Source organism: Paenibacillus sp. J31P13 (assembly GCF_056269295.1).
In genome coordinates, this window is the sequence record NZ_JBWDNR010000006.1 from 97296 (window position 1) to 119359 (window position 22064).

Genomic DNA, 22064 nt, shown 5'->3' on the forward strand with positions numbered 1-22064 from the left:
AGAGGAGCTTAGGCAATGTCACCAAGAATCGGATTGGATTTGCAGCAAATCGTGGAGGCGGCCGCTGAAATCGCGGATTCCTCAGGTGTGGAGGAAGTAACACTTGCATCGCTTGCCCAGAAGCTGGGTATTCGTTCTCCTTCCTTATACAATCATGTTAATGGCTTAAAAGGGCTGCGAATTCAGCTGGCGATACATGGATTAAAGCTGCTAAATGAATCGATTACTGAAGCTTTAGCGGGTAAGACGGGCGATGAAGCTTTTCATGCCATTGCTTCTGCATATCTCGCTTTTGCAAGATCGCATCCGGGGCTTTATGATTTGACTTTGCGCTCGCCAGACGCAGAAGAGGTTGAATATGCTGCGCAAGGAAAGGCGCTTGTTGATTTATTGGTACAAACGCTAGGCGTATACCAATTAAGCTATGATCAATCGATTCATGTCGTACGAGGATTTCGAAGCTTTTTGCACGGGTTTGCAGCCATTGAGCAAAAAGGCGGTTTTGGGATGCCGCAGTCCGTAGATGAGAGCATGAGACTGGTCATGCAAACCTATTTGAACGGACTCCGCTATTCTACACAAAAAGAGCACTAGACCCTAAAGATAAGGGGCTAGTGCTCTTTTTCTTCTACTAATATTCCACTTGCACTAACGCAGCTGCGCCAATCAAGCCAGCATCTTGATTCAAATCTGCAGGAACAATAGCTGTTTGTCTGCCTGAAGGGTTAAGTGCGTTTTTCGACACATAATCTCTAACAGCTGTGAAAAGCGGCTCACCAACCTGTGAAACACCGCCGCCGATGACGATTTTGTTTGGATCAAGGATGTTGATCAGTGAAACGCAGCCCATTCCGATATAGTTAAAAACCTGATTAACGAGCTGAGACATTTGCGGATCGCCTGCTTTGGCCATATCGAATGCTTCCTTGGAGGTAACTTCACGACCGAGCAGCTCCGTTGCTTGACGGGCAACGGCTGTGCCGGAGGCAACCAATTCCCAAGGGGTACCGGCTGGATCTACAATCATAAAGCCGGCGTCGCCAGCATTGCCAGTTGAGCCGGTAAGCAGCTTGCCATGCATATAGATGCCGGCGCCAATACCTGTGCTGATCGTGATGAAGATGAAATGCTCGGAATCCTTAGCAGCGCCAAGCCATTTCTCAGCAAGCGTAGCTGCTGTAGCGTCATTTTCCATTTTGACAGGCAGGGGCAGCTGGGCTTGAAGGGCTTCAACTACAGGGAACCCCCACCAGCTTTTTAAGTTTGGAGGGCAGGTTAGTCTACCGTTTCGTGTATCCAGTGGACCGGGCGCTCCTACGCCGATGCCTTTCATCGTATCTAAAGAAAGCTCGTTCTCTTGGGCTAATTGTTTAACTGCTTCTGCTATACGAGTAATCATTTCATCGGGTGCGACCGTCAAGTCTGTTTTGAGAGAACTCTTGGCGATGACCGTTCCTTGCTCGTCTACAAAGCCGAATGCTACTTTTGTTCCACCAATATCGATTCCAATTGCAATACTCACTATAAACCCTCCAAATAAGCAAAAAATAATGTGTTTTCGTGACTAAAAAAGTCTATCATATTCAAGGAATATTAGAAAGTAAAGCACAACGAATAGGACGGATAGATTCTTGAAAATAAGGCCCGTAACTAATGCTGTACAAATAAAAATGATTGTAGTAATATCCAATCAAATGAGGAGCTGGAGAGAGGATTTCTTGCGGAGCAAGGAATCCTCTTATCATGTTCAAACCTACTAGAAAAGAAGGTATTCGGCTATATGGAGCCCATAACGAAATCAAATATGCCTGTGATGAAATTTGGAATGCCGATGACGAATCATGTATGGAGAAATGCCCGGATTGACTTAGGCGCATCCTGTTTGTTCAGTTTATTTAATGTTGTTCTAAATCAATTCTATATTGCCTTTGCGATTCAGCAAGGAGCAAGCAATTTTCAAGTAGGATTACTGTCAGCAGCTCCAGCAGTCGGATTGTTATTTTCTCCTTTTTGGGCTGCATGGATTGAGAAGGCAAATAATCCAAAGCCATTCGTTATGATACCGAATGCGATCGGAAGGCTTCTTTTGCTTTTTCCTGCCTTTTTCGCATATCCATCTGTTTATGTAGTGGCTGTTCTGGCCTTTCAATTATTAATGGGTATTCAGGCTCCAGCCTATGCTGCTCTTGTATCACGGATCTATCCATCTGATTTGCGCGGGAGATTGATGGGGTATGTTCGCGTGGCAATGGGAATTATTATGATCCCCCTCGCTTATTTTGTTGGAACTTGGTCGGATGCCTTCGGTCCGTCTGGACCTCTTATCGCAGCATCGCTTGCGGGGATGCTTTCTATAGGACTATTTAGTACGTTAAAGCTGACGCAGCAGACTCCGCAGTCAAAACCTAAGGTTTTAAAAACAGGAAGCCGCTTCCCTCTTCAAGAGCAATGGAAGCTGGTGAAAGAAAACCGAACACTTGCTGTTTTCCTTGCGGCAACATCATTTGCGGGCTTTGGCAATATGCTTGCTAATCCGTTATATCAGATTATTCAGGTTGATGTGCTGGAACTCTCTAATATACAAATCGGATACGCTCGTGTTGCCTATTTTACAGCTTTGCTGCTGACGTTCTTTATTGCAGGCTGGATGATTGATCGGATTGATATTAAATATACACTTGTGTTCGGTATTGCTGCTTATGCGATAGTACCGATGCTTTATGGTCTCTGGGGCAGTTATGCAGCGGTCATCACGGGGAATGCCATTCAAGGTGTGGGCGAAGCCATTTGGGATATCGGTATTCTTGCTTTCGTATTCCGGCTTGCACCAGGACGAGAGGCAATGGTATTTGGATTGCATTTGATGCTTTTTGGCTTTCGAGGAACGCTTGCTCCTATTCTTAGCTCATCTCTGACAACAAGTGTTTCATTATCTACGCTGCTTATTGCAGCCTCTATTTGTGGTTGGATCGGAACGATGCTGTTTGTTTCGGGTAATTGGAAGCGCAGACCGTTACCATAGATTTGTTCATTTCTCGTTCATATTCCTATGCTACAATTCCTTATCCACAAAGGAATGCAGATGAATAAGCAGGGGAGATGAAAAATATGAATAAATGGAAAGTCATGCTTAGTGCAGTTGTTATTGCTGCTGCTTTAACTGGATGCGGATCAGACAAAGAGGCTGAAGCTCAAACAGGTCAGCAACAAGGGCAAAGCGGTACAGATGGTGTGAAACAAAACGGTGGCGGAATGCCTGGAATGGGCATGGGGGCAGATCTAATGGGGAAAGTGAAATCCATTGAAGGGCAGACTATTACCGTATATAAATCATCTATGACGATGGGACAAGGCGGTCGTCCGCAAGGAAACGGTACAGGCGAGAAGCCTGCTGATGGTGGGCAGCAATCACCGCCAGCAGGTGAAATGCCGGCGGAAGGTGAACGCCCGCAAGCGCCAGCAGGTGACGGTACTGCTCCACAAGGCGGTGGAAGGATGAATATGGATGCCATGTTCACTGATGAGACCGTTGACATTAAAGTAACGGACGCAACAAAAATCGTATCCATGACCTTCGAGAATGAGAAAATGGTAGAAAAAGTACTTACACTTGCCGATTTGAAGGCGGATGATATCCTGTCCGTTACCCTTAAGGATGATACGCAAGAAGCTGAGACCATTTCACTGAGTACGGGTGGATTCGGTGGCGGTGGTGGTGGTGGCAGACAGCCGCAGCAGGATCAACAAGAGTCTACGACAAAGTAATGACAAAATAACGAGTTGCATTGGTTAATCCCAGAGCAGCTCGTTTTTCTATTCTTATTTCAGCCAATAGGCTCTATAGATCCTCGGTTTTTACGATACCAATAAGCTTGCCGTTTAGAGTGATGATCGCACAATCATGTTGATTACCGACGGGGCGGGTGGAGCATGCTTCGATTAATGTTTGGAGGGGGAGATTAATATCTGCCGTTATAGTCGCTCGTTTCATCAGTTTTGTTATTGATTGTCTGCCGAGCACATCAATTCCGCAAGGCCCATTAAACTTTAAGAAGAATAAATCACGCATAACGAGTCCTACAGGACTGTTGGCTTTATCGCATACGACGACACAAGTGGCTTCTGGATTGCTTTGGAACAAACGAAGTGCTTCATAACAGGTTAGGCCTGCATACATACGAGGTGTTTCCTGCAAGTGATTGGCTATCGAGTTGCTAGGATTAGAGGTGCGCTGCTCCATCAAAAAAGTAAATGTCATGTCTGATCACCCTTTTTCATGAGTTGCTTACACCCCTATCATAATCCTCTTTCATTAATTCCAATGGCTCAAACAGTTAACGTTTTGTAAAAAAAATTTTATATTAGTAGGCTACATACACTTGAATGTCCTGATCGTAATTGCCAAACCCCTTGCCAAACATACTTAGACCACCGCTATGGCCTGCGGATTCAGGCGCATGTATGCGGAATCGGATATCGTCTCCATAACCGATAGCTAAATCATGGATCGTTTGATCCGACATCCTAATGCCGTCGATATAAGAGCCTTCTGAATCTATAGTGATTTGTTTCAGCAATCCGTGCTGCGTTCCAAGATCCCACCATGCTGGCGTATAGACTCCCCGAACAGCTCCGAAATCGCCTGGACAAGTCCACATGCCCAAAAGTACATCATTCATGTAGAATGACAGATCGGATGGCCAATTTTCATTATAGTGAGGGGCTTCCGAGCAGATCTCAAGCGAGATGGAAATGCTGCTTGCCCTTTGTTTTCCGACTAAGTAGTTAGGGATACGATATTCGATATAACCGCTTCCCAGCCATAAATGACAAGCCTTCACATGCTCAGGGTCCGAAAAATAACGAGGATCGTCGACCATTCCAATTATTTTCGTATCGGATGCTAGTCCGCAGGTTGGTTTTACTTCATAGGCAGCATATTGTCCGATTGGAATAGATACGGAATAACGATTTGGCTCAGGCTGATCCTTGGTTCGAAATTGCAGTGTTGCTGAGTCAAGGGTAAGATGGCATATTTTTTGCCGGCCTCTCGTGCTCGGTATGCTCTCAGTCGTTATGATCTGTGCTTCCTCAAGCTTTTGTATATGCTTAGTTACGATTGCAGATGAAAGGCTTAGCGCTTCTGCTAAATCCTTTATATTCGTAGGACGCTCATTCAGCAGCTCAATAATTTTAATTCTCGTATCGGATGAAAAGCATTCTAGAAATTTCAGATTACGACTATTAACCTCAATGATCATTATTAACGCCTCGTTTTATTTCATTTTCTATTAGTATATAACTTGAAAGTTAACTATTCAACTTTCAAGTTGACTAATGAGCGCCTGTAAATTATTATATGTCTAATGATGCACTGGTTTATTAATTATTAACTTTTAAATTAACTATAAGAGGTGTATAAAATTGACTAATCCACTACGAACTGAGTACCCGAGACCGCAGCATGTTAGAGCAAACTGGATCAACTTAAACGGGCAATGGGAGTTTCAATTTGATGATGAGAATGAGGGTCTTGCTCTGAAGTGGAGCCAAGGTCAAGTTCCATTCTCCAAAACCATTCAAGTCCCCTTTTCATTCCAAAGCAAGCTCAGCGGTATTGCCGATTCTGAATTCCATGACATCGTTTGGTATCGCAAGGAGTTGGAAATTCCAGCCAGCTTTTTGAAAAAGCGTGTTTTGCTGCATTTTGGAGCAGTGGATTATGAGGCTACGATATGGGTTAATGGACAGCAGGTTGCTTATCATGAGGGCGGGCATACGCCGTTCTTTGCTGATATAACGGATGCGCTAACGGACAAGGGAAATAGGATCGTGGTTAGAGCGGTTGACTATAGCAAGGATGTTACTCTACCTCGGGGAAAACAGTATTGGCTGAAGGACTCAGCGAGTATTTTTTATACGAGGACGACTGGTATTTGGCAGACCGTATGGATAGAAGCAGTTGCTGACATTCATTTGGAGAAGGTCAGATTTACACCGCATTTGGATACGAATGAAATTGAAATAGATGCTTATTTGCATGGCAATATATCAGGCAAGATTATGGAGTTGAAGGTCGATATTACATTTCAAGGACAGCCCGTAGCAAGTGATTGTTATTCCATTAGAGCCAATCAAACGAAGCGTACAATTGGGTTGGAGGATTTTAATGATCATGGGCTTGGTCGCTGGTGGTCGCCTGAGAATCCAAGCTTATATGATATTAAATTTACGGTATTGCAAAATGGAGAGGGAATCGATGAGGTTGCAAGCTATTTCGGCATGCGAAAAATTTCAATTGAGGACGGTAAGCTTAGTCTAAATAATCGTCCTTATCAAATGAAGCTCGTTCTCGATCAAGGCTATTTTCCTGACGGGAATCTTACACCTCCAAGTGATGAAGCGATACGCAGAGACATTGAGCTGACGAAGGAAATGGGATTTAACGGCGCACGCAAGCATCAGAAGATTGAGGATCCGCGTTACTTATATTGGTGCGATAAGCTTGGGCTGCTCGTTTGGGGTGAAGCGCCTAATGCTTATCAGTATTCCAGTGAATATGTTCGCAAGTTTACGAAGGAATGGCAGGAGGTGCTGGAGCGCGATTATAATCATCCCAGCATTGTCGTTTGGGTGCCTCTGAACGAGAGCTGGGGCGTGCCAAACATTCTTATTGATAAACAGCAGCAGGAGCATGCTCTGACGATGTATTATTTGACGAAATCACTTGATCCGACCAGACTTGTTGTTTCCAATGACGGCTGGGAAATGGTTGAGACAGATTTGTATAACATTCATGATTATGAGTGGCGTGAGGAAGTACTCTCTGAAAGGTATGGCTCGATTGCGGCAGCAATTGCAGCAAGACCGGCTAATCGAGAGCTTTCTGTAGGGGGCTACGCATACAGTGGACAGCCGATTCTCATCACAGAATTTGGCGGAATTGCTTATAAGAAAAGCGATTGGGAGGGCTGGGGATATTCCGGCGCGGATAATGACGAAGATTTTATAGCTAAGCTAGAGGCAGTTATTAAGCCGCTTCGTTTGTCGAATGCTGTACAAGGCTACTGCTATACCCAGCTAACGGATGTAGAGCAGGAGATTAATGGTTTAATGACTTATGATCGTCAGCCTAAGGTCTCACTGGCTGTCATTCGTGCGATAAACGAAGGCCGCAGCACAAAATAATAGAGAAAGGGGATGACGCATCAATGCGCCATCCCCTTTTCATTTTAAGAACAGTATGTTTGAAATGAAATGGTATTTTGATTATTTTATGAGAAGACTCTATTTAGTAAAGAGAGATAGTTAAGGTATCACGTTCTGAGTATGAATGAAGGGTAGCTTCACTTCCTACAATTTCAACGCTAATCAAAGATTTGATACATGTTTTTAGTGCATTCTTGCCTGTAGCAAGCTTACGATTAAGGACAGCGGATAGTTTTTCAATTGCTTGTTTATTAGTATCTGTTAAATAGACAGGTATCGTTTTGTTTTGGAACAACAGCATCGTTTTCATGGTATGGACCTCCATCCCGCGAAGGATTTTTTATTTTTTTCAGTTTAACGTACAATTATTAAATAATTCTTAAAATTAAGTGAGTATTTGGTTACAAAGCTGTAACTTTTGCGGAAAATCAATCATTATCCCATGTTTTCGCCGTTTATGGACGGCGATCGACCGTTTCGAGCTGTTTTTTGCGAAATTGAGAAGGTGTACATTTCATTGATTTGCGAAATACTTTAACAAAGTAGCTGATATGATCGAAGCCGACATCAAGCGCTACAGCCGATATTTTTCGTTCGGGCTGAAGAAGCAGCTCCGTTGCTTGCCTGATCCGATAAGCATTTAAATACTCAATAGGCGTTTGTCTTGTCATAGTCTTGAAGAAGCGGCAAAACTGTCCTTCGCTCATCGGAATTTGTTCCGCTATTTCTGCAATTCGGATCGGACGATGAAAATTTTTCTGCATATAGACGATAGCAGTCTTCAGTCTATCGATCTTTGTTGTGTCCGCTGAATTGGTTTCACTGCGATTGCAGGAGCGGCCATCTTCAGCGATTTCGTGAAGCATCAAATACAGTCGTCCCTTGATAGCTGCCTCTAAGCCTGATTTCTGCTCGGAGCAAGTATCTAAGATGCAATGCAAATGTCCAAGCAGTGCACGTTCCCAATCGGAATCCGGCTTGATGTGCCTTGGAAATGTCCTCTTCTTATCCTGCAGCGGCAGAATACAACGTTCCTGTGCGGCATCATAGCTTGCGCTTGCCAGCAAATGAGTATCGAATACAATAGCGCAAAAGGAACAGCCCTTATCTCCGAGAGCATGTCCAGCATGAATGTCTCCGCCATCTATAAATACAGCCTCACCTGCTCGAACCGGAAAATAATCAGTATCCACTTGAAAAAGCACTTCACCTTCAAGCACATAAAAAAATTCTGCTTCCGAATGCCAGTGACAATCCAGAACGGGGGCGCCAGCCTCTTCTTGGTCAATCCAATAGGCGGCTAACGGGAACATATTGTCGCCATGCATGCGGTCTTCTTTTAGAGAATGACGCGTTGTTTGGTCCATTTTGAAAAGCCTCCTTGAGGTTGTAATGAAAATTCTGCTGTCGAAGAGGCAATATATCAAAATAGTGCTATAGATGAGCATGATTTTGTTAGATTTATGTGTTTGATTATCAGTATAATGCAATTATGAAACATTGCAAATAAAAATAATATGAATTTTGGAAAGGTTGGTTCAGTCCATGAAATTTACAGACGGCAACTGGCTCATTCGTGATGAATACAAGGTGCTTGGAGCAGTTCAAGTACATGATTTTGAACAACAAAACGGCAGACTTACTGCTTATGCTTCACCGCAACCAATCGTAACGCGTGCTAATATGCTCGATACGATGCTGTTGACGGTTCACTTTCACTCCCCGCTGCCAGGCATTATCGGCGTTAAGCTTGTTCACCATGCAGGGGTAACAGAGCGCGGTCCCGTATTTGAACTTTCCTCGCAAACAGGCGAGCATGTCATTATAGAAGAAAATGATAAAGAAGCTGTTCTTACAAGCGGCAACTTGAGCGTTCACATTCGCAAAGGTCCTGAATGGGCTGTTGATTTCTATCGTAATGGCGAAAGAATTACAGGAAGCACGCAAAAATCGATGGCTTACATTAAAGAAGACAACGGCAACACGTTCATGCGTGAAGAATTAGATGTAGGTGTTGGCGAATGGGTATACGGTCTTGGCGAACGATTCACACCTTTCGTTAGAAACGGACAGGTTGTTGATCTTTGGAATAAAGACGGCGGCACAAGCTCTGAGCAATCATACAAAAACATTCCCTTCTATATAACAAACAAAGGTTATGGTGTATTCGTTAATCACCCTGAGCTAGTTTCCTTCGAGATCGCTTCGGAGAAAGTGAAAAAAGTGCAGTTCAGCGTAACGGGAGAATCTCTTGAGTATTTCGTAATCGACGGTCCAAGTATGAAGGAAGTTCTGAACAAATATACAGATTTGACGGGCAAGCCTTCACTTCCACCGGCATGGACGTTTGGTCTATGGCTGACGACTTCTTTCACAACGAATTATGATGAAGCAACAGTAAACTCTTTTGTTGACGGTATGGCAGAGCGTGATTTGCCGCTTCACGTATTCCACTTTGACTGCTTCTGGATGCGCGAGTTCCACTGGACAGACTTTAAATGGGATGAGCGCGTATTCCCAGATCCAGTTGGCATGCTAACTCGTTTGAAAGAAAAAGGCTTGAAAATTTGCGTATGGATCAATCCTTATATCGCTCAGCGCTCGCGCCTCTTTGAGGAAGGCAAGCAAAACGGTTATTTGGTGAAAAAACCAAACGGAGATGTATGGCAATGGGATCTATGGCAGCCAGGTATGGCGCTTGTTGATTTCACAAACCCAGCGGCATGCGAATGGTATGCAGGCTACTTGCGCGAGTTAGTAGATATGGGAGTAGATAGCTTCAAAACAGACTTCGGTGAGCGTATTCCGACTGATGTCACTTATTTTGACGGATCAGATCCAATGAAAATGCATAACTACTACACGCAGCTCTATAATAAAGTGGTATTTGAAGTGCTTGAAGAGAAGCTTGGTAAAAATGAAGCTGCTTTGTTCGCTCGTTCTGCTACAGCTGGCGGTCAAAAATTCCCTGTTCACTGGGGCGGCGATTGCTATGCGGATTACGAGTCGATGGCAGAAAGCCTTCGCGGCGGTTTGTCACTCGGTATTTCCGGCTTTGGATTCTGGAGCCATGACATTGGCGGATTTGAAAATACAGCGCCTGAGCATGTATTCAAACGTTGGTTAGCATTTGGTTTGCTATCCAGTCACAGCCGTCTACATGGCAGCAAATCGTACCGGGTGCCTTGGGCTTACGATACAGAAGCGGTTGATGTGACTCGTTTCTTCACGAAACTAAAATGCCGTATTATGCCTTACTTATTCAACACGGCTGTACAAGCTACAGAGCAAGGCTTGCCATCTATGCGCGCAATGGTTCTAGAATTCCCTGAGGATCCAACAAGCGAAATTCTCGACCGTCAATATATGCTGGGAGATTCTTTGCTCGTTGCTCCAATCTTCAATGAAGCAGGCAATGTCACTTATTACTTGCCAGCAGGCAAATGGACGCATCTGCTGTCCGGTGAGGTTGTTGAAGGCGGATCATGGCGCAAAGAGAAATATGATTTCTTCAGCTTGCCGCTATTCGTACGTCCGAACTCCATTATCGCTCTCGGAGCAAATGATGTACGTCCGGATTATGATTATGCGGATGGCGTTTCACTTGAGCTTCATAATCTTTCTGATGGTTCAACAGCAGAAACGAAAGTTCGTGATGTGAAGGGCGCAACAGAAATGACGATTTCAGCCAGCCGTAATGGCAATGCTATTAGTGTTAAAATTGATGGCAGCGGCAAACCATTCACATTTGCAGTTAAAGGTCATGGCGATAACATCTCTGTAGACGGTTCTGATGCAGAAGTTAACGGCAATACATTGACATTTGCGGCAGGTTCTAAGCAATTGAGCTTCACTATCAACATCTAATGACATCAAAGCAGCACCGATTCAGTCACACATTGACTTAATCGGTGCTGCTTTTCTTTTTTGGACCCTAGAAACAAGCTATGAGCAAAATCGCATAAGAAAATGCTAATAAGATAGCTATTTTTCAACGTTAACTGTCGATATAATGAAAGTCATAAAGCAAAATCAAATACATCAAAATTATTAATATAAGGGAGTGCAGCGATATGACAAGGATGAATGTTGGTCTACAATTGTATACTCTTCGCGATGCTACAGCCGAAGATTTCGAAGGTACTTTGCGCAAAGTTGCAGCGATGGGATATGAAGGCGTTGAATTCGCGGGTTATGGCGACATTAAAGCGGAAGATATGCGTGCTTTGTTGGATGAGCTCGGCTTAAAAGCAATTGGCAGCCACATTGGCTTGCACCTGCTTGAAGGGAACATCGAAGCGGAAATTGCTTATCTGAAAACTATTGGAGCGAAATATGCGATTTGTCCATGGTTGCCGGCAGAAGCTCGCGACGTGGAGTCATGGCGTGTACACATGGTTAATTTCGAACAATACGGAAAGCGTTTCCGTGAAGAAGGAATTACATTCGCTTACCATAATCACGAGTTTGAATTTGAAGTGATCTTGGATGGGGAAGTTCTATTTGATGCCCTGTATGCGCGAATTGATCCTCAATATCTGCAAGTAGAGATGGATATCGGCTGGGTTCAATATTCCGGAGTAGATCCTCTTGCATATATTGCAAAATATGCGGGTCGTTTGCCGCTTCTTCACCTAAAAGATTTCCGTGCAGGTGAAAAAGGTCAGCAAATTGATACGGTTGAGCTAGGTCGCGGTGATTTGCCGCTATTGCCAATCATTGATGCTGCTTCGAAAGCATCTGTGGAGTGGTTGATTGTGGAGCAGGATACATGTGCTAATCCACCTCTTGAAGCGGTTGCTGAGAGTATGGAATGGATTAAGAAAAACTTCTTAAATAACTAATAACGAAGAGGCAGGGGAAAATTTCATGTCAAAAGTACGCGTAGCAGTCATTGGATGCGGATCCATCTCTAAATACCGTCATATCCCGGAATATGCAGCACATAATCAAGTAGAGCTAGTGGCTTTCGTTGATCCTATACTTGAACGTGCACAGCATTATGCTGATCAATTCGGAGGCAAAGCCTTCGCAGATTATGAAACGATGCTTGCAGAAGTTAAACCAGATGCAGTAAGCGTATGTACGCCAAATGCTCTGCATGCTCCTATGTCAATTGCTGCTGCAAATGCAGGTGCGCATGTGCTTGTAGAAAAACCAATGGCCGTTACTGATGCTGAAGCAGAGGCAATGATTGAGGCTGCTAAGAAAAATAATGTTCACCTGATGGTTGGACATAACCAACGCTTCATGCCGCCGCATGTGAAGGCGAAACAAATTTTGCAATCCGGTGTACTAGGTAAAGTACTCACTTTCCGTACTTCCTTCGGGCACCCAGGTCCAGACGGCTGGAGCATTGATGGAGCTGAAAGCTGGTTTTTCCGCAAAGAGGAAGCAATTATGGGCGCAATGGGTGACCTTGGCGTGCATAAATCTGATCTCATCCGCTGGATGCTGGACGATGAGGTTTCGGAAGTTGCTGGTTTTGTAGGAACGCTTCATAAACAAGGCACAGAGGTTGACGACAATGCGTCTTGCTTGCTTCGTATGAAGAGCGGCGCAATGGGTACGCTTGTTGCAAGCTGGACCTACTACAAAGGTGAAGACAACAGCACGATCCTTTGGTGTGAGGAAGGCGTAATGAAAATTGGTACGCATCATGACGATCAAGTTATTGTTGAGCTTCGTAACGGAACGATTGAGAAGCATAAAGTAGGTGCAATCTCAACGAATGATAAGCAAGAAACAAGCGGCGTTATCAATGCTTTCTTGGAAAGTATTCTTACGAACACGACACCTGCTGTAAGCGGTGAGGATGGTCGCGCGTCATTGAAAGTTATTTTATGCGCATTCGAATCACAAGCAACAGGTAAGTTTGTAAGCGTAAATTAATGAATGATAGGGATACTCTTGCAAAAAACGCTCAAGGCGTTTTAGCAGGGGTATTCTTTTTTGCACACTATCTTGCATTGTAGAATAGCATATGGTAATATCTAGTTATTGGAAGACAACTACGAAACACTATACTACATTAATTAATACTAAGCTATGCACCATATGGGGTTTCACGAAGTTATTATAGTTTCGTTTCATTAATGGAGGACAACAAATGAACATTCAATTTAAAAAAGGCGTGCTGGAAATATGCGTCTTGGTATTAGCTACTCGAGGTGATCGCTACGGTTATGAATTAGCTGTTAAGATATCAGAAAAATTCGAGGTTGCTGTAGGGAGCGTATATCCGCTGCTTAGCAGACTTACACAAGACGGTTATTTCTCCACCTATCTGAAGGAATCAACAGAGGGGCCGCCGCGCAAGTACTATCATCTAACCTCAGAGGGTTGGAGTCATATGCGGCATCTCATCGCAGAATGGAAAGAATTCACTGAAGCGGTTAATGAAATTGTAGAGGAAGGTCTTAAGCCATGACAATCAGGGATCAGTACATGAATGAATTAGAAGGGTTGCTAAAGAGAGTACCGGAGCCGACTAGGAAGGAATGGCTTTATGATTATTATATTCACTTTCAGCAGGCAGTAGAAAATGGTCAGACTGAGGAGGAAGCAGCACGCGAGCTAGGCGATCCTAAGCTGATCGCTGGAGAACTGCTGCTGAGCTACCGAGTAGATCAAGCGGAGACGAACAAGAGCTTCAGCAAGCTCTCACGCGCTGTGTTCGCAACTGTCAGCCTAGGCTTGTTCAATATTATTTTTGTATTAGGGCCCTATGTAGCTGTAGCTGGTGTACTAATTGCATTGTGGGGATCCGTTATTGGAATTGGGCTGGCAGGCATTGGTATTGCAGCTGAAAGCTATTGGTACGACAGATTTTCAATTGCTCAAGCTTTAACATTTATCCTAATCAGCACTTCTCTTAGCCTATTGCTGGCTGTCGGCACCAATGCTTTGACAAAGGCATTTTTCAAAATGACATTAAAATATTTGAAATTCAATACACGTATCGTTAGGGGGAATAAATAGATGAAGAAGCTTGTTGCTATCGCACTTATTATGCTCGGAATAGGAATTGTTTGTGCATTCTTTTTGTTTGACAAAGATGACTTTAATAAAGAACTCAAAGGTGAACCTTTCCTGCAGGAGAAGACGATCGATGCCAAAACAATTCGTTCACTGTATGCCAAAACGAATACATTCAATTTGGAAATGATTCGCGGCGATTCAGAAGATATTAAGATTCGGCTTGAAGGAAATGTTAGTGAAAAATATTTGGATAAAATCACGTTAAAAGCGGTGACAAAGGGCGATGTTCTTGAAATTGAAAGTAAAATTAACAATAGCGGATTTACATTTGGCTGGACTGTCATTAACACGAAGTTGATTGTTGAGCTGCCGGAGCGTCTCTGGGATTCCATTGAAGTGGATGCCGATACAGGGAATATTGATATTCAAGATATGAATGCAGATATAATAAATATTAATACGGATGTTGGCAATGTGAAGGTAACCAATTATGCAACGAAGCAGTTTAATGTTGAAACGGATACCGGCAACATTACATTGACGGATGGAACAGGTGCCTTGAAGATGAAAAGTGATGTCGGAAACATTCGTGTTGAGGCTGAAACCATCCAGAATGATATCACGATTGGATCGGAAGTCGGAAATGTAACGATTAGTGTTGATGAGGAGCCAAAATCAGCAAATATTAGATTGATGTCGGAAATAGGCAATGTCAAAATGGACTGGGAGGGTATCTCATCCAATAGTAAAAAGAATATAAATGAGAAGATTGGCAATGGTGATATCACGATTGATATTGAAACAGAAGTTGGCAATGTGAAGCTTAATCAGCGTTAGATGGCAGCAATGGGAGCGTGAACTGGAAACAGTTCAACGCTCTTTTTTTGTTTTTGGAAGGATACTCGCTTTTACTCATTAGGTTTAAGTCGTTTCCGATATCCACCCTTTGCATATGGTATAAGAATAGATTATGGAAAGGATGGTGTTCTTGATGAGTGTCGAACGCAAAGACTTTCGCAGATTCACGTATGCGGAATATGTGGAGTATTTAAAACCATTTGTCTCATTAGTGAAATTCTCGCAGATTCATGTTCATGGAACGTGGAAGCCAACTATTGCTGATTACCGTGAAGCAGCTGAGAAGATAAAACTTATTCAATCGATGTGGCGTTTCCATGCGATTACGAATCAATGGGGCGATATTGCGCAGCACGCGACAATAGATCCTGATGGGTTTATATGGGAGGGCAGATCGTTGCTGATCGCTCCTGCTTCAGCCGTTGGCTATAATGATCCCGATAAGGATGGTATTCATCCGTTTATGTTCGAAATGATCGGTAATTTTGATATCGGGGCAGAAAAATTGGAGGGCGCACAGTTAGCCACAGCGGTGAAGCTGACGAATGCAATTGCAACGATGTGGAAGCTGCCAGAAACCGAAATTAAGTTTCATCGGGAAATGAATCCTGCAAAAACTTGTCCAGGCAGCGCTGTTAATAAATCCTCTTTCCTTCAGTTAGTAAGGGAATGGAAGAGTGTAGATATGAGTCCGGCAGATGCAAATAAAATCATCTCAAACTGGCTTTCTCCCGCATGGTTTGCTGCTGGAACGAAGGCGGAGAAGGATGAGATTCATCGCTTAGCAAATGAGCTTAGAAAGGTTAGCGGACAATTATAGCAATCCTTGATATACATGATGAGCATATTCTCATAAAGCAGTGACAGTGCTGTTTTGAGCCCTGTTTTTAGTTAATTACCAGTTATTGTGTCATGAAGCAGTGAAATACTCGTGTTAAGATAGGTGGCGTCGGAGAGAACAACCTCATACGCTTGAAAATATATGAAGGCTGTAGGCATGATCGTACACTTTCATATATCAAAAAAACTTACCTTACAGGGGGAATAATTAATGAAGATGCAACCAATACGTGTAGGTGTCGCTAGTCTAATCGCAGCAACTGTAATCGGTGCGGGTCTTACGGCTCCAACGGCAAAAGCAGCACCTGCAGTAATTACTAACTCTACCATTCAAACCTACATGCTTAATCAAGATTCCATCAAAGAAATAACAAATAAATATGGTTTGGATCTCAGCAAGCTATTCGATAGCATTGCAATTAAGTTTCCTGGAATAGGCTCCATTACAAAGCCTGGCAATGGAACGGATACAGAAACGAAACCTGGTACAGGGACTGAAACAAAACCAGGTACAGGATCAGGCACAGTAACCAAACCAGGTACAGGATCGGGTACAGTAACGAAGCCTGGAACTGGAACAGTAACGAAACCAGGTACAGGATCAGGCACGGTAACGAAGCCTGGAACTGGCACAGTAACAAAACCAGGTACAGGATCGGGTACAGTAACGAAACCTGGAACTGGAACGGATTCCTCAACTGGAGGAGGCAATACGGATTCTTCAAATAATGGATCTTCCAACATGAGTGCTTATCAATCACAAGTCGTTGATTTGGTTAACCAAGAACGTGCTAAAGTAGGCTTGCCTGCATTGAAAAGCGATGCGCTTCTAACAAAAGTAGCGACTGATAAAGCAAAAGATATGGACGTAAACAATTATTTCAGCCACACTTCACCAACTTACGGATCTCCTTTTGATATGATGCGTTCTTATGGTGTCACTTATTCTTATGCTGGTGAAAACATTGCATCAGGTCAAAGAACACCGCAAGAGGTTATGACAGCTTGGATGAACAGTGCCGGTCACAAGGCAAACATTTTAAGCAGTAACTTCACAAAAATCGGTGTTGGCTATGTAAATGGTGAATGGGTACAAGAGTTTACAGGCTAGTTTTTTAATAAACCAATCATTTCAAAAATAATGGTTAAGGGCGCTTAGCGCCCTTAACATCCATTTTTTTCAAATACCTCTATCGAAGTTGTGAAACGTCGAAAGAGAACCGGAGGATTTAACTTATGTTGAAAAGAAGTACTATTACCGCAGCAGTAATCGGATTATCGGTCATGTTGGCAGCAGGAACTGCAAGCGCAGCTGAAAAAACACATACTACGAAAGACAATGATACATTCTGGAAGCTCTCCAAGCAGTATAATGTACCGCTGAACAAACTGATGGGAGCAAATCCTAACATAGATCCTTTGAACCTATATGAGGGCTTGAAGTTGTCCATACCGACAACAACAACGGTTAAAGCAGAATCAGCAGATAAAGCTGAAGTTTTACCGTCAGCACCAACCGTATCTAAACAAAGTGTTAAAGCTGTTAATGGGAAATCATACGCATACTCAAAATCATTAATTGTACAAGCTACAGCATATACAGCAGCAGCATCAGAGAATGGCAAGTGGGGCGCTGTTGATTATTTTGGCGATAAACTTAAAGTAGGAACAATTGCCGTTGACCCTAAAATGATTCCGTTAGGAACGAAGCTTTATGTAACCGGCTATGACTATAAAGGCTTGCCTGTTGGTGGAATGATCGCTACTGCTACAGATATTGGCGGCTCCATCAAAGGAAATCGTGTTGATATATTTGTTCCTGGAACAACCAGTGAGGCTAAGTCCTTTGGTATTCAAAGTGTAAAAGTATTTGTAATCGAATAAAGAAAGAAGAGAAGCCGAAAATCCCTCACTATGAGCGGATATCGGCTTCTCTTTTTATTTACGTGCGGCTGCTTGTCCTACCAGCTCAGGTAGCGTTACTAACTGGTAACCTTTACTCTGAAGCAATTGAATAATGCTCGGCAATGCTTGAATCGTCCCTGAAAGGTCCTGTCCGCTCCCGCCTCCAGCATGTTGAAGTACGATTGAGCCCGGCTGCAAGGTTTTTTTGATATTATGGATGACGCTTGCTGAGCTCGGATTGTTCTTCCAATCAACAGAGTCGACATCCCAGTTTACAATTGTATACCCGGCACTCTTGCTCCAGTTCACTTGCTGCGGTATCGTTTCGCCGTATGGCGGTCTTATAAAGTGAGGGGAGTAGCCCACGATATTTTTAATAATTTTATCGGTGCGTTGGATTTGTTTCATGTAATTCGTTAGAGAAAGCTTTGATAATACGGCATGATCGTAGGAGTGATTTCCGATAATATGCCCTTCCTTATGTATTCTACTTACTAAAGCTGGGTTTTTGGACGCACGGGTTCCAACAATAAAGAAAGTCGCACATACATCGTATTGCGCTAAAATATCTAAAATAGCCGGAGTGAACCGTGGATCAGGCGCATCATCAAACGTAAGCGCCACACGTTTGCTATCTCGCGGGCCATTTAATAGAAAAGAGCGTGGAAACTGTTTGTGAAGCTGGACCCAAGACATGCTGGATTGCGAACGTTGTTTTTTTCTTTTTTCGGGCTTAGTTATCGTCTGCTTTGCACTGCTTCCGTAAATAAGGCTTGAATTTGGAGCATTGCCCAGCAGAAGACATGTAGTTAAAGCTGTAGCTACAAAGTATTTTACGATTTTAAGCTGAATAGTCTTCATGCTGCCGCATCAGTCCTCACTTGTATGTATAGGCGTTGTGCCGCTATTTTACCCATGACATTCTCTTTCATACACTTTACATTGAAAAAGGGGAAGCTTAAGATAATGAGTAGAAATAATTGGAGAAGAAAAGGGGATACGCTGGATGAAGCTTTTACAATATAAACGACTTAATGAAATCAAGCTAGGCGCACGTACCGAGGCTGGAATTATGGATATCGCTGCTGCATCAGAAGTTTTTCATATAAATGCTCCATCCTCGATGGAGGAAGTGATTAGTGGCGGAGCGACCGCCATTTCAGAGCTTAATAACGTTATCAATACTGCTCTTGAAAATCCTAATGAAGTGTTTTTCTTAGAGGAATCATCGCTTGTATTCGCGCCTGCGGTCACAGCAACCCAAAAAATTATTTGTGTCGGTTTGAATTACCGCAAGCATGCGGAAGAAACGAAGGCTGAAATTCCGACGTCGCCGATCCTGTTCAATAAATTCGCTAATGCGCTAAGCGCACATGGTGATACCGTTATCATTCCGCATACTAGCAACGAGGTGGACTATGAGGCAGAGCTTGCCATCATCATGGGGAAGACAGCGAAGGACGTTGAGGAAGCCTCGGCACTTGATTATGTATTCGGCTATTGCTGTGCCAATGATCTCTCAGCGCGTAATTTACAGCGTCGTACATCACAGTGGTTGCTGGGTAAAAGCTGTGACGGCTTTGCACCGATAGGACCCTACATTGTAACAAAGGATGAGGTGAGCGATCCGAATAATCTTTCCATATCATGTAACGTAAATGGTGTACAGAAGCAAAACTCCAATACGGCTGATATGATATTTTCTTGTCAAACGATTATAAGCTATATTTCACAGCATATGACTCTTATGCCTGGTGATATTATTTTAACGGGAACACCTGAGGGGGTTGTTGTAGGATACCCAAGGGACAAACGTGTTTATTTAAAAGCAGGTGACGTGGTCACGGTACAAATCGAGCAGCTTGGAGAGCTAAGTATAACGATGTCTTCTTCTCATTGATAATCATTATCGCCTGATGTATAATATAAAGGCAGCATCAATATATAATGAGCATCAAGTTATTGAGAGGGACGAAAGCCAAAATGAGTAATGAAATAATGGCAAGCCTCGCTAAGGATTATGATTTATTTACGGAACCACGCGAGAATACTGTTTATCGTTGTTTGGCCGCCGATTTATTGGATGAAGGGCATATGAAGTCTTTGTTGGCGCTCTATACCCCGCTTGTTAAAGGGAAGGAGCAGTCTGTAGGGGAAGCCTACATGACCTCCTGGTTTAGAGGTCCAATGCTGGGTCTTCTTTATATATTATCAGCTTGGAACAAGACACCGAACTTATCATTAAATAATTTAACTGTTGAAATCTATTCGGATACATATAATGATTTTAAATATTATCGCTGCGGTTTTCTGCTTCACGACTTCGAACTGCAGGAGGGTCCTGAACAGCCAATTGAACGAAATGAATGGGCAAAAAAGAAAATAGGCGACTATTTTGAGTATACGGTTCGACCGATATTTGAGTCGATAGCCAAGGTTGGATCGCTCGGTGTAGCAATGCTCTGGGGTCAGTTACCAACTTCTCTCCAGTACGGATACGATAGCCTTATGAATTCGGACCAGAACGAACAATTGAAGCAGCAGGCGACCATAAACTTTGAGCTTGTTAAGCTGCTTGAAGCTGAAAAGTTCGGAAGAAAAAGAAACCCATTCGATGTGAAAGTCAGACTGACGGAATCGATGGATAATCCAGATAGGCAAATTAAATTGAAAAATGCTTGTTGTATGTACTATTTGGTTGAAGGAGGCTCCTACTGCTTCTCTTGTCCTAGGATTAAGGAAAGTGAACGTGAGGAACGCCGTGTTGCATGTCGATCACAGAAATAGCCTTAATCGAACAAAAGCCCCTCATTAGCCGTTAAACCAACGGCTAATGAGGGGCTTTCTATTGGTCTTTATAAAAGTAATTATTTCATTTTGAATACATTTATTGTTTTCAGAAGCTGTCCTGACATCGTACGCATCCGCTCTGTTTCCTCAACGACAGCTTGCACGGAAGCGATTTGCTCATTCATAGAAGCTGATACCTGCTCAGTTCCTGCTGCTGATTGCTGTGTAATAGCGGAAATATTTTGAATGACAGCGGATATTTTGCGAGCACTCTCAAGCATAGCATCGCTTTCTTGTGAGAAGGCATAAATTTTATTCGTTATAAACTGAACGCTTTCTACGATTTCGGAGAAAACAACTTCCGATTCTTTAATATGAGCAGTTTGCAGCTGCACAACCTCTTCGTTGGTTTTCATATTGGTGATGGTATGCTTAATGCCCTCATCAATACTTTTTACCAATTGGAATACTTGCTTCGTTGAAGCTGAAGACTCTTCTGCGAGCTTTCGAACCTCTTGTGCAACGACTGCAAATCCTCTGCCGTGCTCGCCCGCTCTTGCTGCTTCAATGGAAGCATTGAGTGATAGGAGGTTCGTTTGTTCAGCTAAATCAGAAATCGTCGTTGTAATTGCGCTGATGCCTTTCGCTTTTTGAGCGAGATCTTCAATCGTTGCAGATACTTTGGCAGTAGCTTCTACGTTGCGACGCATGCCCTCAGCTTGTACATCGAGCGCTTTCATTCCTTTGTCTACAAGTTGAAGCGTTTGCTCAGAACGTGTATTCATTTCCTTTGTAGAATCTGCATAGTCAGAAACCTTCTCTTCAATTTCTGTAATGGATTCACTCATATGAGATACATCTTCCGAGATTTCATTTGCGCCGGTAGCCAGCTCATTTGCAGAAGCTGCAACTTGTTGCATAGCAATCTGAATATTGTTGTTCTTATCAAAAATACTGTGACTTGTTTCAGAAACGTGCCGAATGATGTTGGTTGTTTCCATTAAGATATCACGAAGTTTATCAATCATGCTGTTGAAAGAATAACCAAGCTCACCTAATGATGCCGACGAGGTTGTATCTATTCTCTGTGTAAAGTCACCTTTGGAAATACGAAGTGCCGTATCTCTGACTTCATCGTAGGAGTTATTGATTGACTTCTCAATAAAGGAGACGAGCGGCAATACTGCGATTGCCATAATGATGGTAACAATAATGCCACTAATAACCGAGCCACCTGAAGCAGATAAAACGATAAGCATGATTGCGGCAAACACTAACAGGTTAAGATAGGAAGTGATCAACAGCTTATTGCGGACTGAAAGCGAATAGTACCATTGGACCATTATGTATGCGCTCCTTTAATATAGATTATCCATATTATAGCACCCATTGCGAAATAGGTCTATAATTGTCGATTTAGGAAAATAATTAAGAAAGCATGACCGCAAAGGGCTTTTCGGAAAATACCAAAGACCTTTTCG

22 protein-coding genes are annotated in these 22064 nt (G+C 43.1%); 15 read left to right on the top strand and 7 right to left on the bottom strand.

The features are described from left to right. Positions 1 to 15 precede the first annotated feature (15 nt). Positions 16 to 594, top strand: coding sequence for a TetR/AcrR family transcriptional regulator (locus AC0YOD_RS20160; protein ID WP_475801123.1), 579 nt, complete (start codon positions 16 to 18; stop codon positions 592 to 594). A gap of 37 nt (positions 595 to 631) precedes the next feature. Here the strand turns inward: AC0YOD_RS20160 and AC0YOD_RS20165 are convergent, their stop codons facing one another. Further along, positions 632 to 1522 (bottom strand): ROK family protein, encoded by an 891-nt coding sequence (locus AC0YOD_RS20165; RefSeq protein WP_475801124.1) that lies wholly within the window; start codon positions 1520 to 1522, stop codon positions 632 to 634. Positions 1523 to 1780: 258 nt separating this feature from the next. Between AC0YOD_RS20165 and AC0YOD_RS20170 the strand changes: the two genes are divergently transcribed. Together AC0YOD_RS20170 and AC0YOD_RS20175 are read left to right on the top strand one after the other, a co-directional pair. Beyond that, positions 1781 to 3022, top strand: a complete 1242-nt coding sequence (locus tag AC0YOD_RS20170) for an MFS transporter (protein ID WP_475801125.1) — start codon at positions 1781 to 1783, stop codon at positions 3020 to 3022. An 86-nt stretch (positions 3023 to 3108) separates the two neighbouring features. Then, positions 3109 to 3765, top strand: a complete 657-nt coding sequence (locus tag AC0YOD_RS20175) for a hypothetical protein (protein WP_475801126.1) — start codon at positions 3109 to 3111, stop codon at positions 3763 to 3765. 73 nt (positions 3766 to 3838) lie between these two features. On the opposite strand, the gene AC0YOD_RS20180 is transcribed toward AC0YOD_RS20175, so the two are convergent. Together AC0YOD_RS20180 and AC0YOD_RS20185 are read right to left on the bottom strand one after the other, a co-directional pair. Continuing rightward, entirely contained in the window at positions 3839 to 4258 is a 420-nt protein-coding gene (locus AC0YOD_RS20180; RefSeq protein WP_475801127.1) for a CBS domain-containing protein, read from the bottom strand. 103 nt (positions 4259 to 4361) lie between these two features. Beyond that, positions 4362 to 5261, bottom strand: a complete 900-nt coding sequence (locus AC0YOD_RS20185; RefSeq protein WP_475801128.1) for an ArsR/SmtB family transcription factor — start codon at positions 5259 to 5261, stop codon at positions 4362 to 4364. 163 nt (positions 5262 to 5424) lie between these two features. On the opposite strand from AC0YOD_RS20185, the gene AC0YOD_RS20190 reads away from it, so the two are divergent. After that, positions 5425 to 7188, top strand: coding sequence for a glycoside hydrolase family 2 protein (locus AC0YOD_RS20190; RefSeq protein WP_475801129.1), 1764 nt, complete (start codon positions 5425 to 5427; stop codon positions 7186 to 7188). 103 nt (positions 7189 to 7291) lie between these two features. Here the strand turns inward: AC0YOD_RS20190 and AC0YOD_RS20195 are convergent, their stop codons facing one another. Continuing rightward, a complete protein-coding gene (locus AC0YOD_RS20195; protein ID WP_102709951.1) occupies positions 7292 to 7519 on the bottom strand; it encodes a 3-dehydroquinate dehydratase in 228 nt (75 codons plus the stop codon). A 145-nt stretch (positions 7520 to 7664) separates the two neighbouring features. After that, positions 7665 to 8576: an AraC family transcriptional regulator gene (locus AC0YOD_RS20200; RefSeq protein WP_475801130.1), complete on the bottom strand. Its 912-nt coding sequence runs from the start codon at positions 8574 to 8576 to the stop codon at positions 7665 to 7667. Positions 8577 to 8754: 178 nt separating this feature from the next. On the opposite strand from AC0YOD_RS20200, the gene yicI reads away from it, so the two are divergent. From yicI to AC0YOD_RS20245, 9 genes are all read left to right on the top strand, one after another. Next, positions 8755 to 11076: an alpha-xylosidase gene (yicI, locus tag AC0YOD_RS20205; RefSeq protein ID WP_475801131.1), complete on the top strand. Its 2322-nt coding sequence runs from the start codon at positions 8755 to 8757 to the stop codon at positions 11074 to 11076. A gap of 206 nt (positions 11077 to 11282) precedes the next feature. Further along, positions 11283 to 12053: a sugar phosphate isomerase/epimerase family protein gene (locus AC0YOD_RS20210; protein WP_475801132.1), complete on the top strand. Its 771-nt coding sequence runs from the start codon at positions 11283 to 11285 to the stop codon at positions 12051 to 12053. A 25-nt stretch (positions 12054 to 12078) separates the two neighbouring features. Continuing rightward, entirely contained in the window at positions 12079 to 13101 is a 1023-nt protein-coding gene (locus AC0YOD_RS20215) for a Gfo/Idh/MocA family protein (protein ID WP_475801133.1), read from the top strand. 217 nt (positions 13102 to 13318) lie between these two features. Continuing rightward, positions 13319 to 13639 (top strand): PadR family transcriptional regulator, encoded by a 321-nt coding sequence (locus AC0YOD_RS20220; protein ID WP_475801134.1) that lies wholly within the window; start codon positions 13319 to 13321, stop codon positions 13637 to 13639. Between the two features lie 17 nt (positions 13640 to 13656). Then, positions 13657 to 14190, top strand: coding sequence for an HAAS signaling domain-containing protein (locus AC0YOD_RS20225; RefSeq protein ID WP_475801135.1), 534 nt, complete (start codon positions 13657 to 13659; stop codon positions 14188 to 14190). Beyond that, positions 14191 to 15027 (top strand): DUF4097 family beta strand repeat-containing protein, encoded by an 837-nt coding sequence (locus tag AC0YOD_RS20230; protein ID WP_475801136.1) that lies wholly within the window; start codon positions 14191 to 14193, stop codon positions 15025 to 15027. 154 nt (positions 15028 to 15181) lie between these two features. Further along, positions 15182 to 15868 carry a peptidoglycan recognition protein family protein gene (locus AC0YOD_RS20235; RefSeq protein WP_475801137.1) on the top strand — a complete coding sequence of 229 codons (687 nt, stop codon included), beginning with the start codon at positions 15182 to 15184 and terminating at the stop codon, positions 15866 to 15868. Positions 15869 to 16099: 231 nt separating this feature from the next. Next, positions 16100 to 16999 (top strand): CAP domain-containing protein, encoded by a 900-nt coding sequence (locus AC0YOD_RS20240; RefSeq protein WP_475801138.1) that lies wholly within the window; start codon positions 16100 to 16102, stop codon positions 16997 to 16999. 125 nt (positions 17000 to 17124) lie between these two features. Continuing rightward, positions 17125 to 17772: a 3D domain-containing protein gene (locus tag AC0YOD_RS20245; RefSeq protein ID WP_475801139.1), complete on the top strand. Its 648-nt coding sequence runs from the start codon at positions 17125 to 17127 to the stop codon at positions 17770 to 17772. 54 nt (positions 17773 to 17826) lie between these two features. Here the strand turns inward: AC0YOD_RS20245 and AC0YOD_RS20250 are convergent, their stop codons facing one another. Then, positions 17827 to 18654 (bottom strand): polysaccharide deacetylase family protein, encoded by an 828-nt coding sequence (locus AC0YOD_RS20250; protein ID WP_475801140.1) that lies wholly within the window; start codon positions 18652 to 18654, stop codon positions 17827 to 17829. 145 nt (positions 18655 to 18799) lie between these two features. On the opposite strand from AC0YOD_RS20250, the gene AC0YOD_RS20255 reads away from it, so the two are divergent. Both AC0YOD_RS20255 and AC0YOD_RS20260 read left to right on the top strand, forming a co-directional pair. After that, positions 18800 to 19693, top strand: a complete 894-nt coding sequence (locus tag AC0YOD_RS20255) for a fumarylacetoacetate hydrolase family protein (RefSeq protein ID WP_475801141.1) — start codon at positions 18800 to 18802, stop codon at positions 19691 to 19693. Positions 19694 to 19776: 83 nt separating this feature from the next. Then, the gene (locus AC0YOD_RS20260; RefSeq protein WP_475801142.1) at positions 19777 to 20580 is read left to right on the top strand and encodes a (2Fe-2S)-binding protein; all 804 of its coding nucleotides are present in this window, start codon (positions 19777 to 19779) and stop codon (positions 20578 to 20580) included. 80 nt (positions 20581 to 20660) lie between these two features. On the opposite strand, the gene AC0YOD_RS20265 is transcribed toward AC0YOD_RS20260, so the two are convergent. After that, positions 20661 to 21926: a methyl-accepting chemotaxis protein gene (locus tag AC0YOD_RS20265; RefSeq protein ID WP_475801143.1), complete on the bottom strand. Its 1266-nt coding sequence runs from the start codon at positions 21924 to 21926 to the stop codon at positions 20661 to 20663. Positions 21927 to 22064: the final 138 nt, after the last annotated feature.

Excerpts from the sequence above, each read along its gene's own strand:
- AC0YOD_RS20245 (WP_475801139.1), top strand. The coding sequence starts at position 17,125 with ATGTTGAAAAGAAGTACTATTACCGCAGCAGTAATCGGATTATCGGTC.
- AC0YOD_RS20265 (WP_475801143.1), bottom strand. The coding sequence starts at position 21,926 with ATGGTCCAATGGTACTATTCGCTTTCAGTCCGCAATAAGCTGTTGATC.
- yicI (WP_475801131.1), top strand. The coding sequence starts at position 8,755 with ATGAAATTTACAGACGGCAACTGGCTCATTCGTGATGAATACAAGGTG.
- AC0YOD_RS20175 (WP_475801126.1), top strand. The coding sequence starts at position 3,109 with ATGAATAAATGGAAAGTCATGCTTAGTGCAGTTGTTATTGCTGCTGCT.
- AC0YOD_RS20210 (WP_475801132.1), top strand. The coding sequence starts at position 11,283 with ATGACAAGGATGAATGTTGGTCTACAATTGTATACTCTTCGCGATGCT.
- AC0YOD_RS20215 (WP_475801133.1), top strand. The coding sequence starts at position 12,079 with ATGTCAAAAGTACGCGTAGCAGTCATTGGATGCGGATCCATCTCTAAA.
- AC0YOD_RS20235 (WP_475801137.1), top strand. The coding sequence starts at position 15,182 with ATGAGTGTCGAACGCAAAGACTTTCGCAGATTCACGTATGCGGAATAT.
- AC0YOD_RS20160 (WP_475801123.1), top strand. The coding sequence starts at position 16 with ATGTCACCAAGAATCGGATTGGATTTGCAGCAAATCGTGGAGGCGGCC.
- AC0YOD_RS20200 (WP_475801130.1), bottom strand. The coding sequence starts at position 8,576 with ATGGACCAAACAACGCGTCATTCTCTAAAAGAAGACCGCATGCATGGC.
- AC0YOD_RS20260 (WP_475801142.1), top strand. The coding sequence starts at position 19,777 with ATGAGTAATGAAATAATGGCAAGCCTCGCTAAGGATTATGATTTATTT.
- AC0YOD_RS20180 (WP_475801127.1), bottom strand. The coding sequence starts at position 4,258 with ATGACATTTACTTTTTTGATGGAGCAGCGCACCTCTAATCCTAGCAAC.
- AC0YOD_RS20250 (WP_475801140.1), bottom strand. The coding sequence starts at position 18,654 with ATGAAGACTATTCAGCTTAAAATCGTAAAATACTTTGTAGCTACAGCT.
- AC0YOD_RS20185 (WP_475801128.1), bottom strand. The coding sequence starts at position 5,261 with ATGATCATTGAGGTTAATAGTCGTAATCTGAAATTTCTAGAATGCTTT.
- AC0YOD_RS20230 (WP_475801136.1), top strand. The coding sequence starts at position 14,191 with ATGAAGAAGCTTGTTGCTATCGCACTTATTATGCTCGGAATAGGAATT.
- AC0YOD_RS20225 (WP_475801135.1), top strand. The coding sequence starts at position 13,657 with ATGAATGAATTAGAAGGGTTGCTAAAGAGAGTACCGGAGCCGACTAGG.
- AC0YOD_RS20220 (WP_475801134.1), top strand. The coding sequence starts at position 13,319 with ATGAACATTCAATTTAAAAAAGGCGTGCTGGAAATATGCGTCTTGGTA.
- AC0YOD_RS20240 (WP_475801138.1), top strand. The coding sequence starts at position 16,100 with ATGAAGATGCAACCAATACGTGTAGGTGTCGCTAGTCTAATCGCAGCA.
- AC0YOD_RS20255 (WP_475801141.1), top strand. The coding sequence starts at position 18,800 with ATGAAGCTTTTACAATATAAACGACTTAATGAAATCAAGCTAGGCGCA.
- AC0YOD_RS20195 (WP_102709951.1), bottom strand. The coding sequence starts at position 7,519 with ATGAAAACGATGCTGTTGTTCCAAAACAAAACGATACCTGTCTATTTA.
- AC0YOD_RS20170 (WP_475801125.1), top strand. The coding sequence starts at position 1,781 with ATGGAGCCCATAACGAAATCAAATATGCCTGTGATGAAATTTGGAATG.